This is a genomic window from Micromonospora citrea, assembly GCF_900090315.1.
GTDB lineage: Bacteria > Actinomycetota > Actinomycetes > Mycobacteriales > Micromonosporaceae > Micromonospora > Micromonospora citrea.
This window is the reverse complement of the sequence record NZ_FMHZ01000002.1, coordinates 1,422,013-1,439,088: the sequence shown is the minus strand read 5'-3', so window position 1 is coordinate 1,439,088 and position 17,076 is coordinate 1,422,013. Positions and strand designations below refer to the sequence as shown.

Genomic DNA, 17,076 nt, shown 5'->3' with positions numbered 1-17,076 from the left:
CGTGGAGTGAATGCGAAACGCCTTGCAGGCAAACACTTTTCGCCTGCTCAGGGCCAGGTTGAAAGCCCTTTCACCTCGGCTACACTCGGCCCGCACGTCGAGGCGTGCGGACCAGACACGGAGGAAAAAGCGGTGGAACTTGAGCGGCTGAGAGTCGTCTTCCGCACGGCACTGGAACTGTCCGACGACGCCGTTGTGGACGGTCTCGAATATCGCGGAATCGAGAAATGGGACTCGCTCGCGCACATGTCCCTGGTGGCCGCCGTCGAGGACGAGTTCGGCGTCATGCTGGACACCGACGAAGTGATCGACCTCAGTTCCTTCGACCGCGCGCGGCAGATCCTGGAGAAGCACGGTGTCGTCCTCACCGACTGACGCCGCGGCGTCCGGCCGGGACGCGACCGCCCGCCGGGTCCTCGTCACCGGGTCGACCCGGGGCATCGGCCGGGCCGTCGCCCGACTGCTCGCCGAGCGGGGCTGGGCGGTCGCGGTGCACGGCCGGTCGCCCGGCGTCGCCGACGAGGTGGCCGCCGACCTGCCCGGCGGGCCGCACCTGGCGGTGCACGGCGACGTGGCCGAGCCCGAGCAGGTCCGGGCGGCGATGCGCACGGTCTTCGCGCGCTGGCGCGGCCTGGACGCGCTGGTCGTCAACGCCGGGGCGCACGAGGCGGGGCTGCTGGGCTCGGTGCCGGACGAGACGGTGACCCGGTTGTTCGCGGTCAACGCGGCCGGCGCGGCGCACACCCTGCAACAGGGGTCCCGCCTGCTGCGCCGGGGCGACCGGCCGGCGGTGGTGCTCACCGCCTCGCTGGTCGGCTCGGCCGGCGCCGCCGGCCAGGCCGTCTACGCGGCGAGCAAGGCCGCCGTCGAGGGGCTCACCCGGTCCGCAGCCAAGGAACTCGGACCGGCCGGCATCCGCGTGAACGCGGTCGCCCCGGGCTTCATCCGCACCGACCTGCTGACCGGCCTCGACGAGCCGGGCCGGCGGGCCCGCGCGGAGGCCACCCCGCTGGGCCGGCTCGGCGAGCCGGCGGAGGTGGCGGAGGTGGTCGCGTTCCTGCTCTCCCCGGCCGCGGCCTTCGTCACCGGTCAGGTGGTCGGCGTGGACGGCGGGCTGACCCTGTGACCGGCCTGCCGCCCGCCGACCGGGCCGCGCCGCCGCATTCCGACGGGCCGTTCGTGCCGCGATCGGACCGGGCCGCGTCGCCGCACCCCGCCGCACCCTTCGTGCCGCATTCCGACCAGGTCGCGCCGCCGGACTCCGACGTGCCCTTCGTGCCGCACCCCGACGCCCGACTGGTGGACGCGGCGACCGGCCGGCAGGTCGGGGGCGCGGAACTGGCCACCCGGGTCGCCGACCTCGCCGCCCTGCTCGACCGGGAGCCGCCGGGCGTCGTCCTCGCCGCCGCCCCCGCCGAGATCGACGCGGTGCTGCGGATCCTCGCGGCCTGGCAGGCCGGCCGCCCGGTCGCGCTGGTCGAACCGCAGGTGGCGCCGGGCGCGCTGCGCGAACTGGTCGACCGGTTCCGCCCCGCCGTGCTGCTCACCGGCCCGGAGCCGGTCGACGGCTACGAGCCGGCCCCGGTCGGCCTCGGCGCGGCGTGGCGGCGCACCGGGCCCGCCGGGCCCGCGCCCCACCCCGACCTGGCGCTGCTGCTCACCACCTCCGGCTCGACGGGCAACCCGAAACTCGTCCGGCTCTCCCGCACGGCGGTGCGGGCCAACGCGGCGGCCATCACCACCGCGCTGGGCATCGACGGGGACGAGGTGGCGCCGACCACCCTGCCGCTGCACTACACGTACGGGCTGTCGGTGCTCACCAGCCACCTGCACGCCGGCGCCACCGTGCTGCTGGAGCGCTCCGGCCTGACCTCCCGCGAGTTCTGGACGGCCGTCGATCGGCACCGGGTCACGTCCCTGGCCGCCGTGCCCTACCAGTACGAGATGCTGCGCCGGCTGCGCTTCGACCCGGCCCGGCACGACCGGCTGCGTACCCTCACCCAGGCCGGCGGCCGGCTGCGCCCGGAGCTGGTGGCCGACTTCCACGCCCGGATGGCCGGGGTCGACGGCCGCCTCTTCGTCATGTACGGGCAGACCGAGGCGACCGCCCGGATGACGGTGCTGCCGCCCGACCGGCTGCCGGAGAAGCTCGGCTCGGTGGGGCCGCCGGTGCCCGGCGGGGCGCTGTCGGTGCGCGCCGACGACGGCATGGAGACGACCGCGCCGGGGCGGACCGGCGAGATCGTCTACCGGGGACCCAACGTGATGATGGGCTACGCCGAGACCGCGGCCGACCTCGCCCGCCCCGACGAGCTGGGCGGGGTGCTCGCCACCGGCGACCTGGGCCGGCTGGACGCCGACGGCTTCCTGCACGTCACCGGCCGGCTCAAGCGGATCGCCAAGGTCTTCGGCGTCCGGGTCAACCTCGACGACGTCGAACGCTCGCTCGGCCACCACGGGCCCGTCGCCGCGATCGCGGGAGCGGACCGGCTGGTGGTGGTGGCCGAGGGCGCCGACGCCGACCGGCTGGCCCGCATCCGTGCCGAGGTGGCGCAGGCGCTGGGCACCCACTCCTCGGGAGTCCAGGTGCGCGGCGTGGACGCCCTGCCGCTGACGGCGGCCGGCAAGCCCGACTACCGCGCGCTGGAGGCACAGTGCTGACCGACGTGTTCACGCTCACCCAGCCCGAGAAGGAGGAGCGGCTCCGCGCCGAGCTGCTCGGGCTGCTGGCCCACCACCGGCGGCACTGCCCGCCGTACGCGCGGATCCTGGACGCCCTGGGCGGCGCGGACGGCGACGCCGCGACGCTGGCCGACCTGCCGTGGCTGCCGGTGCGGCTGTTCAAGACCCGCAAGCTGGCCAGCGTGCCCGACGACGAGGTGATCCGGGTGCTCACCTCCAGCGGCACCACGGGCGAGGTCAGCCGGATCCACCTGGACCGGGCGGCGGCGGCCACCCAGTCGCGGATGTTGGCCCGCACGCTGGGCACGGTGCTGGGCCCGCGCCGGCTGCCGATGGTGGTGGTGGACCGGGCCGGTGTGGTCGGCGACCGGCGTTCCTACTCCGCCCGGGGGGCGGGCGCGCTCGGCATGGTGAACTTCGGCCGCGACCACCTGTGGCTGCTCGACGCCGACGACCGGCCCGACGTGGCGGCGCTCAAGGACTTCCTGGCCCGCCACGGTGACGCGCCGTTCCTGGTCTTCGGCTTCACCTTCATGGTGTGGCGCTACCTCTACGAGGTGGCCCGCGACCACGGCCTCGACCTGTCCCGGGGGATCCTGGTGCACTCCGGCGGCTGGAAGAAGCTCGCCGACCAGGCCGTGGACAACGCCGAGTTCCGGCGCCGGCTCGGCGCGGACACCGGCCTGGAGCGGATCCACAACTTCTACGGCATGGTCGAGCAGATCGGCACGGTCTTCCTGGAGGGGCCCGACGGCGGCTCCCTCTACTGCCCGGACTTCGCCGACGTCATCGTCCGCGACCCGGTCACCTGGGCGGAGGCCCCGGTCGGCACGCCGGGCGTGATCGAGGTGCTCAGCACCCTGCCCACCTCGTACCCGGGCAACGTGCTGCTCACCGAGGACCTCGGCGTGGTGCACGGGATCGACGACGGGCACTGGCCGGGCAAGCGGTTCAGCGTCCTGGGCCGGCTGCCCCGCGCCGAGGCCCGGGGTTGCAGCGACACCTACGTCGGAGGTCGGGCATGACGGTACGGATGCGCTTCCCCGCCGGCCCCGAGGTGCCGGTGGACGACCTGCTGCCCCCGGCCGCCGATCCGCCGCTGACCGTCGGCGACGAACGGATCGTGGACTTCCTGACCTCGGTCTCCCGGCGGCTGCTGGCCCCGGCGCTCGCCCGCCGCCACCCGGAACTGGGCTCGCTCGGCTTCTTCCTGCGCCGCCGGGAGCTGGTGCGCGGCGTGCAGCGGCTGCACGCCGGGCTCGACGACGGCGTGCTCGCCTTCCCCCGGGGCGTGGCGTTCCACATCCCGCCCGCCAACGTGGACACCGTCTTCGTCTATTCCTGGGCGCTGTCAGCGCTGGCCGGCAACACCAACGTCGTGCGGATCTCGCCCCGCTCGGCGGCGGCCGCCGACGCGATCCTGGACGTGCTCAACGACAGCCTGGACGCCGCCGACCCGGTCGTTGCCCGCACCCAGCGCATGGTCACCTACGGCCACGACGACGCGGTGACCGCCCGGCTCAGCGCCGGCTGCGACGTGCGGGTCATCTGGGGCGGGGACCGGGCGGTGACCGCCGTGCGCCGGCACCCGCTGGCCCCCGCCGCCCGCGACCTCACCTTTCCCGACCGGTCGTCCTTCGCGGCCCTGTCGGTGGCCGGCTGGGAGGCCGCCCCGCTCGCCGCGCGGCGGGACGCCGTGGCCCGCTTCGCCAACGACGCCTACTGGTTCGACCAGGCGGCGTGCTCGTCGCCCCGGGCGGTGTTCCTCGTCGGCGACGCCCGCCGGGCCGACGCCGTCCGCGCCGAGTTCGTCGCCCTGCTCGGTGTGGCCGTCCGGGAGCGGGGCTTCGACGTGGACGCGGCGATGGCGGTGGAGAAGCGGGTCGGCGCGTACGGGCTGGCCGCAGACGGGGGAGTCGCCCGGATGGCGTTCCACGACAACCTCGTCGCCACGCTGGAGCTGGACGGGCCGGCGGCGGCGCCCCGACAGTGGCTCGGCGCCGGCACGTTCGGCTTCGTCACCCTGGCGGAGCTGGCGGAGCTGACGCCGTTCGTGCGCCGCCGGGACCAGACGCTGACCCACTTCGGCTTCGCCCGCGCCGAGCTGCTCGACCTCGCCCGGCGGCTCGGCGGCCGGGGCATCGACCGGATCGTGCCGTTCGGTGCGGCGCTGACCTTCGCCCCGGTCTGGGACGGCTACGACCTGCTCCACGAGTTCGTCCGGCTGGTGACGGTCGCCGACTGACGCGCCGAAGAGGGGGCCCGGTCCGCGCGGACCGGGCCCCCTCGCGTCGCCCGTCGGTCAGACGAGGTCCCAGCTCAGCGGTGTTCCCCTCGGCACGTCCCGGGCGAACGCGCGGCCGAGCACCCGGTCGAGGTCGGCCGGGGGGAGCCCGCCGGCCGGCCGGATCGAGCGGACCACCGCCGGGGTGACCGGATCGCCGGCCCGGACGTCCTCCACCACCCACAGGGACCGGCGGAACCGCAGCCCCTCCCGCTCGGTCGGGGTCGGCCCGATCGCGGTGCCGCCCAGTGCCGCCCAGGCCCGCTCCGACTCGACGGTGAGGGCGGTCAGCTCCGCCGGCTCCAGCGAGAAGTCGGAGTCGACGCCGCCGTCGGCCCGGCGCAACGTCACGTGCTTCTCGATCAGGCAGGCGCCGAACGCCACCGAGGCGACCGGGACGCCGATGCCCGGCGTGTGGTCGGACAGGCCCACCGGCAGGCCGAAGGTGTCGGCCAGGACGGGCAGCCGGCGCAGGTTGCTGTCCTGCGGCGGCGCCGGGTAGGACGCGGTGCAGGCCAGCAGCACGATGCCGCCGGCGCCGCCCTCCCGCGCGGCGCGCACGGCCGCGTCGATCTCGCCGACGGTGGCCATCCCGGTGGAGATGACCAGCGGCTTGCCGGTGGCCGCGACGAGCCGGATCAGCGGCAGGTCGACCAGCTCCGACGAGGCGATCTTGTACGCGGGCGCGTCCAGCCCTTCCAGCAGCTCCACCGCGGTCGCGTCGAAGGGCGAGGAGAACACGGTGAGGCCGTGCCGCCGGGCCCGTTCGAAGATGGGCGCGTGCCACTCGTACGGGGTGTGGGCCCGCTCGAAGAGCTGCCACAGGCGCTCGCCGCCCCACAGGTCGTGCCCGTCGGAGAGGCGGAACGCGGGGGAGTCCACGTCGATGGTGATGGTGTCCGGCCGGTACGTCTGAAGCTTGAGCGCGTGCGCCCCGCTGGCCGCCACCGCGTCCACGATGGCGAGCGCCCGGTCCAGGCTGCCGTTGTGGTTGCCGGACATCTCGGCGACCACGAGGGGCCGCTCGCCGGGGCCGACCGCGTGCGGTCCGATCTTGACTGTCGCCGTCATCTTCCTCTGCTCTTCTCCGTCCACACCACCTGGTGCGGCGTGCCGTCGATGTCCCGCTCGTAGCGCCGGACCTCGCGAAACCCGAAGCGCCGGTGCAGGGCCAGCACCGGTCGGTTGGCGGCCAGCGTCTCGCCGCCCAGCGTCCGCGCCCCGAGGGTGTCGAAGGCGTACGCGATGGCCGCCCGCTCCAGCGACAGCCACGCCGGCAGCAGCTCTCCCCGGGCGTCCAGCCCGGCGATGTCGAGGTAGAAGCCCCAGGTGAGCGCGCGGTCCGGGGAGGTCAACCCGGCGAAGGTGACCACGCCGGCGGGCTCGCCGTCGTGCAGGTGCACCAGCACCCGGCGGTCCGGGTCGACGCGGACCCGCGACCACCAGGCGGCGTGCTCGGCCGGGCCGATCTCGTGGCTGGTCAGGCTCACCGCGCGCACCTGCGGGTGGTTACGCCAGCGCAGCATCCGGCGCAGGTCCCCGTCGTCGGCCGGCCGCAGCGGCCCGGTCGCCCTCGGCCCGGCCGTCGGCGACCCGGTCATCGCCGGCTCGCCATCGCGGCGGCCTGGTCCGTCGCCGTCGTCCCGGTCGCGGTTCGCCCGGCCTCCGGTGCCGGCCCGGCCTGCGCGGCCGACCCGCCGTGCGCGGCCTCCTCGGAGCGCCCGGCGTCGGTGGCCGACCCGGTGCGCCCGGCGTCGGTGGGTGGTCCGGCGTGCGCGGTGCCGGTGGGCGGCCCGGAGTGCCCGGCGTCCGTGGCCCTGCCGGCGTGCCCGGCGTCGGTAGCTGTGCCGGCGTGCGCGGCGTCGGTGGGCGGTCCGGCGTCCGGGGCGAGGGCGGGCTCCGGGGCGAGGGCGGGCTCCGGGGCGGGGGAGGTCGGCGGGGTCGGCCGGTTGCCCCGGACCCGGCCGGCGGCCCGGTGGGCCCGGCGCAGCGTCGCGTACGCGAGGTAGCTGTTCCGGCCGACCAGCCGGTGCTTGAGCCCCGCGACCCCGGCCGGCGGCGAGTAGCCGGCGCCGGGCAGGTAGCGGCGGTAGTGCTCCGCCACCCTGCGGAAGAAGGCGCGGCGCAGCCGCGGGTGCAGCCGGCCGTCGTTGCCCGCCACCACCAGGTAGTGGCTGATCATCAGGGTGAACAGCTCGGCCCGCAGCCGGTCGTCGGGGGCGTGCCGGTCCAGCCAGTCGAAGAGCCGCTCGTACTGGTCGAAGGCGTCGAAGTGCCGCCGGCTGCGGGTCGAGGTGATCGCGCCGAGCCGGCCCTGCCGGTAGAGGTAGCAGACCCGGTCCAGCACGGAGATCCGCTCGGCGCCGATGAGCAGGGGGTGGCTGAACGGGATGTCCTCGTACCAGCCGGGGTGGAAGCGCAGCCCCAGCTCGGCCATGAACCCGCGACGGACCACCTTGTTCCAGGCGGTGTGCTGTACCCGCAGCAGCTGCGGCCGGTCGGCCAGGCGGACCACGCCCGGCACGCCGCGCAGCAGGTGGCTGCTCGCGTCGACCTCCCGCCGGCCGCCCTCGTGCACCCGCAGGTGGTCCAGCATCAGCACGTCGGGCCGGGCCCGGCGCAGCCGGTCCAGCACCGCCGGGATCGTGCCCGGCGGCAGCCAGTCGTCGCTGTCGACGAACCAGACGTACGCGCCGGCGGCCACGTCGAGGCCGGCGTTGCGGGCCGGGCCCAGGCCGACGTTCCCGGTCAGGTGCACCGTGCGGACCCCGGCCCGCCCGGCCGCGTACGACCGCAGCATCTCCCCGCAGCGGTCGGGGGAGGCGTCGTCCACCGCGATCACCTCCACCGCGTCGGCCTCGCCGGCCGGGACGTCGGCGCGGATCGACTCGAGGCACTGGTAGAGGTACGGCTCGACGCCGTACACGGGCACGACGATGCTCAGCAGCGGTGCTTGCGTCGGCTCAATGACCACGCCGACACCATCGACGGCGTGGATGGACGGCCCCGGAACCTCACGTTGCCGGCGAAGGTGAAGTCCCTGAACAGCCGCCCAGCGTCGGGTTAACGGTTCAGCATGCGGCGCACCGGGCCGCCCACGGCCCGCTTGACCCGGGAGCGCAGGCGCTGCTCACGCAGCGTCTCCGCGTCCTCGCGCAGCTGGGTGTTGCGGTCGTGCAGCCACTGGATCCGCTCCAGCAGCACGTCCGGTGGCGTCGCGGCGGCCGGCCGCACGGCGGGCGGGAAGGTGGTGGCCCGCACCCGCGCGTCGAACCGGGCGGCGCTGTCGCCGTCGGCGAAGGCGTTGCCGAGGTCGTGCCTGGCGAGGAAGGCGAGCATCGTCTCGTAGCGCGCCTTGTGACCCTCGACCAGCGCCGTGTAGTCCGCCTCCCCGTAGAGCTGGGCGGCGTCGACGTCGGCCGGCACCTCCTTCATCACCCGGTGCGGGATGTCGAAGTAGCGGGCGAGCTCCAGGGTGCGCGAGTCGTGCGCGAACAGGTAGCCGGGCGTGCCGGCGACCAGCGCCGTGATGGTGCCGTGGATGCGGGTGCCGAACGCGAAGTCGAACCGGGACAGGTAGTCCATCCAGGTCCACGGGTCGACGAACATCCGCACCTTGTCCTCGGTGAACAGGGGGTGCGAGGTGTGGATCGGGATGGCGCTGGACCTGCCCCGGTCCTCGGGGGCGTCGCCGTAGAGCAGGGTGCCGAGCGTCTTGAGGTCCTGCGGCAGGTAGCGCAGGTTCGGGTACCGCTCGTGGTGCCGGGCGATGATCTTCGCCATCGACTTGACGTACGGCGAGACGGTGAGCGCGATCCGGTCCTCCGGCGCGAGCGCCGCCTTCCGCTTCTCCACCCGCAGGCTGTCGCCGTGCAGGAACATCGACGGGCAGCCGATCACGTCGACGGCGGAGAAGCCCAGGGTGCGCAGGTAGCCCTCGGTGATCTCACCGCGTACGCCGATGCTGTGCGAGCGGTCGAGCACCGCCTTGACGAACCGGGTCACCACGTCGTCGATCGGGCGCAGGTACTCCCGGTCGCCGTTGACGTCGGTCTGCACGCCCACGCCGAGCACCACGACCGGGATCTTCAGCCGCTCGACGAGTCTCGTCATGAGCTCGATGCGGTGGGCGTAGCTGCGCCGGAAGGCGTTGGCCAGCGGCACCACGTAGACGTCGTACCGCTCGTTGATCATGTCGGCGTCGCGCGGGTTGACCTTGAACTCGGTCGGGGTGATCTCGGCGGTGGCGGTCTGCAGCAGCTTGTGCGCGGCGTGGCTGAAGACGAGGTTGCCGTTGTTCTCGCCGATCCAGTTCGCTTCGTGCGACTCCTCGGCGGAGTAGACGTCGAAGGGGCCCTTCTTCGCCCGCATCAGGATCCGCTGGTGCATTCGCCTCGCCTCTCGTCACCGCCAGGTCACGGCATACTAGGCCACCCGGCGGCCGAGGCACAGGACGCCGGTCCCTCTCGTTCCGTGACAGCCGTGACCGGTGGCGTGGGCCACACCGCCGAGGTGTCACGAGGATCGGATCGCCGGCATCTCCATGTTCCGAACAGACGCGGCACGAACCATCAGCGCCGCACCGGACGCCACGAGTAGGGCATGGTCCCCGGCTTCGTCGACACGGACAGCAACAACCACACCGGGGTCCTCACCGTCGCGCAGGGCGCCGCGGTCCTGGTGCGCCTGGCCACCCTCGGCGCGGACGGGTCGACGGGCGGGTTCTTCGCCGAGGACGGCCCGGTGCCCTGGTAGCGGTCAGGCGTACTGGCGGCGACCTGGCTCAACCAGCCCGGTCACCCGACCGGCGGCCACGGGCCCGGTGCTCGCGCGGGCGGCGCGAGCACCGGTCCACCCTGGTCGGTGCGGTCCGCGGCGACACGCCCGGCGGCGATGCGGACCGGCGGCGTCGGCGGTAGCGTGGTCGCGTGCTGCCCGTCGTGCTCACCTGTCCCCTGTGGTGGGTGGCGCGGTGGGCCGCGCGGCTGCTGACCGGGCTCGCCGTCGCGGTCGCGTTCGCCGTCGGCGCGGGGGCGCTACCCGCCGCCGCCTCTGCCTCTGCGGGGCTGACCCCCACCACCGTCACGGTGCCTTCGGTGGCCGCCGTGGCGGTGCCCCCGGCCGGGGCGGGCCTCGCTCCGACGGCCGCCGTCGGCCTGCCGGGCTTCCCCGAGGTCGACGACGACGGGGCCGGGAACGCCGACGGGGCCGGGAACGCCGACGGGGCCGGGGGCGCCGACGAGCGGGCCGCTGCCGGCCCCGCCCCCCTCGCCCCCGCGGCCGACCCGGGTCCGGCGGCCGCGACCGTCGCCGTCGGACCGGCCCCCGCGCCCGCCGCGCGCGCCCCGGGCACCGCCGGCCCCCGCGCCCCGCCGCGCGGCTGAGCCGCACCCCCCCCGGCAGGGCCGACGACGGCCCCGGGACGTGTCCGCCCCCACGCGTCGGCAAGGGCCCCCGCTCCACCTCAGGCGTCAGCAAGGTGCCCTTCCTTCGCTCTCCACCATCCGCACCCGTCGGGCCCGCCGTGGCGTCGACGCTTCCGCCGGGTGCCCCGCTGCCGCACTCGCTACCCGTGAGGTGCCGACCATGGAGACCGTCCTCTACCAGTTCCTGATCGAGGTGCCGCGGGCCGCCGCCATCTGGTCCGCCCTGCTCCTGCTGGCCCTGACCCTGCTCGCCGTCCTGGTCGCCCGCCCGGAGCGGGTCCCACCCGCCGAAGAGCCGGCCGCCCCGCCCGCCGACGACCCGGCGGCCGAGGCGGCCGACCTGCGCCGCTACGCCGAGGAGGTGGCCGTCGCGGCGGACCGCGCCGCCCGTACCGCGCGCCGGCTGCGGGCCGACTGGCTCGCCGCGCAGGAGGCGGTCGGCCGCGCGTGGCAGGCGTACGACGAGGCGGAGACGGCCGCCCGCCGGTTCACCGGGGCCGCCCTCCTGCCGTCTCCGCGCACCCCGCGCACGCCCGCCGAGTACGCCGCCCGGGAGCGCTGGCTGCACCACGCGGCGATGGCCGCCCACTGGCGCGGCGACCTGACCGCCCGGCAACTCAGCGACGTGTTCGGTCACCGGGCGGGCTGGGATCCCCGACGTCATCCGGCGGAGCAGGAGATCGTCCTGGCCCGGGCGGTACGCGACGCGAAGCGGGCCGGCTACCGGGCCGCCGCCGAGCGGGAGCGCCTCGCGTGGCGGGACGCCGACCTGGCCGCCGAGGCGGCCCGCGCCCTCGCCGCGGAGGCGTACGCCGCGGCGGGCCGGCTCCGGCCGGGCCGGCTCCCGGCCGCCCGCACGGCGGCCACCGCGCATCGTCCCGCGCCCGCCGCGCGCTGGCGGCCCGCCCGCGCGGGCTGAACGCGACGGCATTTCGGTGACGCCGGTCACAGCGCCGCCGAACCGGTCATGCGGCGCGGTCCGGCCGATTTTCGCCGGCGATTCGGCGTCGATGGCTGCCGCTCGTCCGGTTGTGGCCCGAAGGCGCGCGTGGAAACGGTCGTCCCATTGAGTCACGTCAGTGTCGGACTGCCCGCAAAAAATGTCGCACGATCAAGGTTTAGGCAGGTGAGAGCGGGTTGGCAGGCCGCCGACCGGCCAGTAGTGTCGGCGCGTCCGGTGCGGTACCCGTTCGCAAGAGGCGACGCCGCGCCGACCCGCCTAATCGTGCAGAGACGAGCCGGGGACCCACTGCAACATCGGGGTGAATCCGCGGGCCACGGCCCGCGGTAGGGCGTTCTTCCCGCCCGAATCCGTCAGCTAACCCGGTCGGCGGTGTCGGAAGGAGTTCCATCCTCGTGCAGCACCCAGCCACCCCCCGCCGCCGCCTCCACGGCGCCGCGGTGCCCGCGCTCGCCCGGCCGTACGCCGCGAGCTGACCCACCGGTCACCGCCCGTCGCCCGGCATCCCGGGCACATCCCCTGAGTGGTCCACCACCGCCGGACGCCGTCCGCGCGGTCGGTTCCTCCTGCGGAGAGGGACCGACGGCCGCTCACCCCCCGAGCCCGTGGAGGAAACCATGAAGCACCACCTCAAGCGACAGCTCCGCCGCCTGACGTCCGAGCGTCCCTACCAGGTGGCCGCCGCGTCGGCCGCCGCGCTCGTGCTGGCGTCCGGCACCGGCGCGCTGCTGGCCGAGACCGACGCCTCGCCGGCCGCCGCGCAGGCCCCGGTGGCCGTGACCGAGCAGCGCGTCGCCGCCGCCTCGCGCGGCGAGGACCGCGTCGCGGCCGTCCCGTCGACCGCCGCCCCGGCCGCGTCCAGCGCCGTTCCCTCGGCGAGCGCCACCAGCGCCAGGCCGGACCCGGACCTGACCCGGAAGGCGGAGTCGCCGAAGCCGCCGAAGTCCAAGACCCTGGACTACGACTACCAGGCCCAGACGACCTTCTACAACTGCGGTCCCGCCGCCGTCCGGCACGCCCTCAGCGCCGCCGGTGTCGCGCGCAGCCAGGACGCCCTCGGCGCCCAGCTGGGCACCGACGAGATGGGCACCGACTCCGCCGACGACACCACCCGGGTGCTGAACGCGACGGTGAAGGGCGACCCGTACCGGACGCGGATGATCCCGGGCAGCGCCGCGACCCCGGCGCAGACGGACCGGCTCCAGGCCGACGTCGTCGCCGCCATCGCCGCCGGCCGGGGCGTCGTGGTGAACGTCGCCGGCAGCGCCACGGACACCGACGGCGGCTGGCACTCGTTCCCCGGCGGCCACTACATCGCCGTCGTGGGCTACCAGGACGAGGGACGGCTGGTGAAGATCGCCGACTCGGCGAACCCGGCCACCGCCTCGTACTGGATGTCCACCATCGCCCTGGCGAACTGGGCCGCCACCCGCGGCTACTCCGCCTGAGCGACACTCGTCGGGCGTCGGCTCCCCACCCGGGGGCCGGCGCCCGATGTCGTCTCCGGGTCACGGCCCTCGCCGGGGCGGCCGGCGGGTGGCACACTGCGGGCCATGGTCGATGAATCGGGTGACCGGGACGGTCGGCGGGTCCTCCTGCTGCTGCACGGCATGGGCGCGACCGGCGACGTGTGGCTGCCCTCGGCGCCGCTGCTGGAGCGCCGGTGGCCGGGCCGGTGGCTGGCGCCCGACCTCGCCGGCCACGGGTGGTCGCCGCCGTTGCCGTCGTACTCGTTCGCCGGGCTGGCCGACCGGCTCGCCGCGGGGCTCACGGTGGGCGACCGGCTCGTCGTGCTGGGGCACTCCCTCGGCGGCGTGGTCGGGCTGGCGCTGGCCGCCCGCGACGCGGGGCTGCCGGTCGACGCCGTGGTCGGGCTCGGCATCAAGGCCGTCTGGTCCCCGGCCGAGCTGGCCAGGGCCGGTGAGCTGGCCGGCCGCCCGGTGACCTGGTTCGCCGGCCGGGACGAGGCGGCCCGCCGCTACCTGCGGGTGGCCGGCCTGACGGGCCTCTTCGCGCCGGACCACCCGGTGGTCGAGGCCGGGCTGCGGCAGGTCGACGGCCGCTGGCGGCTGGCGATGGACCCGGCGGCGTTCGGGGTGGGCGAGCCGAACCTGCCCGCCCTGCTGGCGGCGACCGACGTGCCGGTGCTGCTGGCCCGCGGCGAGCACGACCCCATGGTCACCGACGCCCAGCTGAAGGAGCTGGGCGTCCCGGTCGCCACCCTGCCCGGCCTGGGCCACAACGCCCACGTCGAGGACCCGGAGGCGGTCCTGGCCCTCGTCGACCCCTACCGCTGAACCCCGCGCCGACCCGGGGCGGCGCGGCGGCCGGGCGCGGGACCGCCGCGCCAGGGCGCGGATCGGGTCCCGGTCGCCGCGCCGGGGCGGCGGATCAGGTGCTGGGGGAAAGGGTCGCCTCGTCCGGCTCGACCGGCAGGTCGGCCCCGCCGGCGGCGCGCGGGACCGGCGGGTTCCAGCCCGCGTCGAGCTGCCGCCGCGCGGCGTCGAGGAACGCCTCGGCGTACGAGTCGGCGGGGAAGTCGCCCAGGTAGCGGGTGCGGGTGGCCCAGCGGGCCGAGGCCAGCGGGTCGGTGTCCAGGAGCGCGGTCAGCACCTCGTCGACGTTGGACATGTCGTGGCGCAGCACGTATCCCGAGCCGGCCAGCGGGAAGCGTTCGGCGAACCGGTCGCCCTCGCCGCCCATGTCCGTCACCGCGTACGGCTTGCCCGAGTAGAGGTAGTCGGAGATCACCCCGGACACGTCGGAGACCAGCGCGTCCGAGCGGTTCGCGCACTCGGCCAGGGTCAGCTCGCGGGCGGCGGCGCCGAAGACGTGCTGCCGGCCGGTGCGGGCCCGGTCCGCGGCCAGCAGCTCGGTGAGCCGCCCCAGCTGCCGCGCCGAGGCCGGATTCTGCGACGTGTAGGGGTGGGCCCGCAGGATCACCGTCGCGCCGCGCGCCAGCAGCCCGCGCAGCAGCGCCTCGGCCACCGGCAGCGAGCAGTAGTTGGCGTCCGCGTGGTGCCCCGTCCAGGTCGGCGTGTAGAGCACCGTCGGGTGCGGCAGGCCGCGCGCCGGCTCCGGCCGGACCTCGATCGACTCCACCTGCGGCCGGCCGACCACCACGAACTTCTCCGCCGGGATGTCGACGCCGGCGCGGGCGTACCGCTCGACGGCGGCCTGGCCGGCGACGAAGATCCGGTCGAAGATGGCCGAGACCGGGTTGGCGCTGGGCGCCTTGTCGCTGTCGCCGTGGTGCAGCTGGACGTGGGTCAGCTGGGTGAAGCGGATGCAGTGGCTGTTCTTCGCGCCGTGGTTGACGTAGAAGGCCACCCGCAGGCTGGGCACCAGCGCCTCGTCCATCGCCTTGAGCGTCGGGCAGTAGACCACCGGCGCGGTGGTGGCCGCGGCGACGGCGGGCAGGAACTCCGGCTCCCGCAGCATGACCAGGAACGGCCGCCCGATCCGCTCCAGGTAGGGCAGCCACATGGTGACCTGGTATTCCGAGCCGGGCGGGGCGGAGAAGTGGAGCAGGAACTCGGGCTGGTGGCGGCGCAGCGCCCGGGTGACCGGCGACCCGCCCGCCCCCGGCCGGAACCGGCGCCGGGCCAGGTTCAGCCCGACCGCCCCGGCGCCGGCGGCGACCAGCGCGACGGCGACCAGCGCGACCCAGGCGGGCAGGGCCGCCGCGGCGGCCGCCGCCACCACGGCGAGCAGCACCAGCAGCGCGTCGCCGAGGCGCGCGGCGACCAGCGGCGTCCACGAGCGCACCGGCAGGTTCGCGGCGCGCAGTTCCAGCCCGCCGGCGTCGCGCAGCGGCCCGACGAGCAGCACGAGCACCAGCAGCACCAGCGCCGTCGCGGCCAGCGCGGGGTCGAATCCGGCGTCGAGGCGCCGGGCGTACCCGACCAGGACCGCCGCCGCGACCAGCGCGGTCTCGGCGACGCTGTCGGCGCCCGGCCGCACCCGCCGCTCCCACGCGACCGCCGCCAGGGCGGCCACGGCCAGCCCCAGCCCCCAGCCGGTCGCGCCGGTCAGCGCGACGACGAGGAAGGCCAGCACCGCCAGGCCGGTGGCCAGGGCGCGGGCGGCCAGCTTCCGGACCAGGTCACCACGCATGTCGGCTCCGTTCCCCGCCGTGGCCCGAGACCCGCGTCAGCCGGCGCTGGCCGCGCTGGCGGCCCGCTCGGACTGCCCCGGCACCGACTGGGCCGGCACCTCGCCCGGCGCCCGGCGCACGTCGATGACCTGGCCGGTGAGGTCCGAGATCAGCACGTCCAGCGAGGCCTGGGCGACGGTCTCGGCGGCGAGCAGGGTGTGCTCCGGCTCCTCGCCGAACGCCTTGGTGCGCATCGGGGTGGCCGTGCGCTCGGGGTTGACGCAGTTCACCCGTACGCCGAACTCGGCCCACTCGTCGGAGAGCGCCTGGGTGAGGTTGACCAGGGCCGCCTTGGTGGAGGAGTAGAGCGCGTAGTCGGCCCGGCCCCGGGTGTAGGAGCTGGAGGTGTAGAGCAGCAGCTGGCCCTTGGTCTGCTGGAGGTAGGGCAGCGACTGGCGGGCGGCGATCACCGGCCCGACGAAGTTGACCTGGAGCACCCGGTCCATGGTCTCCTCGTCCATCTCGGCGAGCGGGCCCTTCTCCAGGATGCCGGCGGTGACCACCACGTGGTCGATCCGCCCGGTGGCGTCGAAGGCGGTCTTCAGCGCCGCCTCGACGTCCGCGGCGCGTTCCACGTGGGTGCCCGTGCTGGACCGGCTGAACGGGAAGACCTGCGCGCCGTAGCGGCGGGCGATCTCGGCCAGGTCGTGGCCGATGCCGTAGCTGCCGCCGAAGATGACGATGGTGCGGCCGGTCAGCTCCTCGGTGTAGCTGCGGTGGTCGGTGACCCGGGGCGCCTGCGCTGCGGCGAGCTGGAACAGCTTGTCCGCCAGGTGCACGTCGACCGGGTGGGTGACCTTGATGTTCTCGTCCGAGCCGTCGATGACCTTGATCGGCGTGCCCGGCAGGTAGCGCAGCACCACGCCGCAGTCGTCGGTGGCGGCGAAGTGCGGGTCGCCCTCGGCGAGCCGGTAGGCCTCGCGGATGGTGCCCGAGCGGAACGCCTGCGGGGTCTGGCCCCGGCGCAGCGACGAGCGCACCGGGATGTCGGTGATGCAGTCGTTCTCGTCGACCTTGATGATCGTGTCGGCCGACGGGATGGCCACGTCGACGGCCGCGTACGTCCAGAGCGCGTTCACGCACTCGCGCACGATCCGGCCGCTGACCAGGGGCCGCACCGCGTCGTGGAAGAGGATGTTGCAGTCGCCCTCGCCGACCGCGTCCAGCGCGATCCGCGTGGTGGCGTTGCGGGTCTCGCCGCCCTCGATCACCTTGGTGACCTTGCGGAAGCCGGCCTTGTCGACGATCTGCTGGGCCTCGGCGACGTGACCGGTGGCCATCAGCACGATGATCTCGTCGATCTCGGGGGCCGCCTCGAAGACCGCCAGGGTGTGCTCGATGATCGGCTTGCCGGCGATCTTCAGCAGCTGCTTCGGGATGCCGAGGCCGAGCCGGGTCCCGGTGCCGCCGGCCAGCACCACCGCCACCGTCCGCGAGGGCCGCCACGGCGCCGGGGTCTCCGGTGCGGCGTCCGGGCCAGTGGTGTGGTCCTGCGTCATTGCCGAATCCTCACTCTCAGGGGTGCGTGAACAGAAGGTTCCGCCCGCGCGGCGACGGGATGAACCTT

The 17,076-nt window shown here is 75.3% G+C and carries 15 protein-coding genes, 1 pseudogene and 1 riboswitch; of the genes and pseudogenes, 10 read left to right on the top strand and 6 right to left on the bottom strand.

The window, feature by feature from the left end; translation table 11 throughout:
- Window positions 1-132 precede the first annotated feature (132 nt).
- The 5 genes from GA0070606_RS06720 (at window position 133) to GA0070606_RS06700 (ending at window position 4,927) form a co-directional block, all read left to right on the top strand.
- The gene (locus GA0070606_RS06720) at window positions 133-375 is read left to right on the top strand and encodes an acyl carrier protein (protein WP_091096028.1); all 243 of its coding nucleotides are present in this window, start codon (window positions 133-135) and stop codon (window positions 373-375) included.
- Window positions 356-1,126: an SDR family NAD(P)-dependent oxidoreductase gene (locus GA0070606_RS06715; protein ID WP_091096026.1), complete on the top strand. Its 771-nt coding sequence runs from the start codon at window positions 356-358 to the stop codon at window positions 1,124-1,126. The genes GA0070606_RS06720 and GA0070606_RS06715 overlap by 20 nt, the downstream gene beginning before the upstream one ends.
- Before the next feature lie 140 nt (window positions 1,127-1,266).
- On the top strand, window positions 1,267-2,661 hold the full coding sequence (locus GA0070606_RS06710; RefSeq protein WP_091107384.1) for an AMP-binding protein: 1,395 nt from the start codon (window positions 1,267-1,269) through the stop codon (window positions 2,659-2,661).
- Entirely contained in the window at window positions 2,655-3,707 is a 1,053-nt protein-coding gene (locus tag GA0070606_RS06705) for a LuxE/PaaK family acyltransferase (protein ID WP_091096024.1), read from the top strand. Before GA0070606_RS06710 ends, GA0070606_RS06705 begins: the two co-directional genes overlap by 7 nt.
- Complete coding sequence (locus tag GA0070606_RS06700) at window positions 3,704-4,927, top strand: acyl-CoA reductase (RefSeq protein ID WP_091096022.1); 1,224 nt, start codon at window positions 3,704-3,706, stop codon at window positions 4,925-4,927. The genes GA0070606_RS06705 and GA0070606_RS06700 overlap by 4 nt, the downstream gene beginning before the upstream one ends.
- 57 nt (window positions 4,928-4,984) lie before the next feature.
- Here the strand turns inward: GA0070606_RS06700 and pseI are convergent, their stop codons facing one another.
- The 4 genes and pseudogenes from pseI to GA0070606_RS06680 all read right to left on the bottom strand — a co-directional run bounded on the left by pseI (window position 4,985) and on the right by GA0070606_RS06680 (window position 9,355).
- Window positions 4,985-6,037 (bottom strand): pseudaminic acid synthase, encoded by a 1,053-nt coding sequence (gene pseI, locus GA0070606_RS06695; protein WP_091096020.1) that lies wholly within the window; start codon window positions 6,035-6,037, stop codon window positions 4,985-4,987.
- Window positions 6,034-6,567 (bottom strand): GNAT family N-acetyltransferase, encoded by a 534-nt coding sequence (locus tag GA0070606_RS06690; protein ID WP_091096018.1) that lies wholly within the window; start codon window positions 6,565-6,567, stop codon window positions 6,034-6,036. Before GA0070606_RS06690 ends, pseI begins: the two co-directional genes overlap by 4 nt.
- A 299-nt stretch (window positions 6,568-6,866) precedes the next feature.
- Window positions 6,867-7,940: pseudogene (locus GA0070606_RS06685) on the bottom strand (glycosyltransferase family 2 protein); the annotation flags it as partial.
- An 89-nt stretch (window positions 7,941-8,029) separates the two neighbouring features.
- On the bottom strand, window positions 8,030-9,355 hold the full coding sequence (locus GA0070606_RS06680) for a polysaccharide pyruvyl transferase family protein (protein ID WP_091096016.1): 1,326 nt from the start codon (window positions 9,353-9,355) through the stop codon (window positions 8,030-8,032).
- Between the two features lie 213 nt (window positions 9,356-9,568).
- Here GA0070606_RS06680 and GA0070606_RS06675 point away from each other — a divergent pair, with 213 nt between their 5' ends.
- The 5 genes from GA0070606_RS06675 to GA0070606_RS06655 all read left to right on the top strand — a co-directional run bounded on the left by GA0070606_RS06675 (window position 9,569) and on the right by GA0070606_RS06655 (window position 13,650).
- Entirely contained in the window at window positions 9,569-9,721 is a 153-nt protein-coding gene (locus GA0070606_RS06675) for a Rossmann-fold NAD(P)-binding domain-containing protein (RefSeq protein WP_218105989.1), read from the top strand.
- A 173-nt stretch (window positions 9,722-9,894) separates the two neighbouring features.
- Window positions 9,895-10,350, top strand: coding sequence for a hypothetical protein (locus GA0070606_RS06670; RefSeq protein WP_091096014.1), 456 nt, complete (start codon window positions 9,895-9,897; stop codon window positions 10,348-10,350).
- A gap of 202 nt (window positions 10,351-10,552) precedes the next feature.
- The gene (locus GA0070606_RS06665) at window positions 10,553-11,311 is read left to right on the top strand and encodes a hypothetical protein (RefSeq protein ID WP_091096012.1); all 759 of its coding nucleotides are present in this window, start codon (window positions 10,553-10,555) and stop codon (window positions 11,309-11,311) included.
- A gap of 287 nt (window positions 11,312-11,598) precedes the next feature.
- Window positions 11,599-11,740, top strand: a riboswitch (cyclic di-AMP (ydaO/yuaA leader).
- A 218-nt stretch (window positions 11,741-11,958) separates the two neighbouring features.
- Entirely contained in the window at window positions 11,959-12,801 is an 843-nt protein-coding gene (locus tag GA0070606_RS06660) for a C39 family peptidase (RefSeq protein WP_091096010.1), read from the top strand.
- 105 nt (window positions 12,802-12,906) lie between these two features.
- On the top strand, window positions 12,907-13,650 hold the full coding sequence (locus tag GA0070606_RS06655) for an alpha/beta fold hydrolase (RefSeq protein WP_091096008.1): 744 nt from the start codon (window positions 12,907-12,909) through the stop codon (window positions 13,648-13,650).
- 94 nt (window positions 13,651-13,744) lie between these two features.
- Here GA0070606_RS06655 and GA0070606_RS06650 read toward each other — a convergent pair whose 3' ends face one another.
- Together GA0070606_RS06650 and GA0070606_RS06645 are read right to left on the bottom strand one after the other, a co-directional pair.
- A complete protein-coding gene (locus GA0070606_RS06650) occupies window positions 13,745-15,469 on the bottom strand; it encodes a CDP-glycerol glycerophosphotransferase family protein (protein WP_091096006.1) in 1,725 nt (574 codons plus the stop codon).
- Window positions 15,470-15,505: 36 nt separating this feature from the next.
- Complete coding sequence (locus tag GA0070606_RS06645; RefSeq protein WP_091096004.1) at window positions 15,506-17,008, bottom strand: bifunctional cytidylyltransferase/SDR family oxidoreductase; 1,503 nt, start codon at window positions 17,006-17,008, stop codon at window positions 15,506-15,508.
- Window positions 17,009-17,076: the final 68 nt, after the last annotated feature.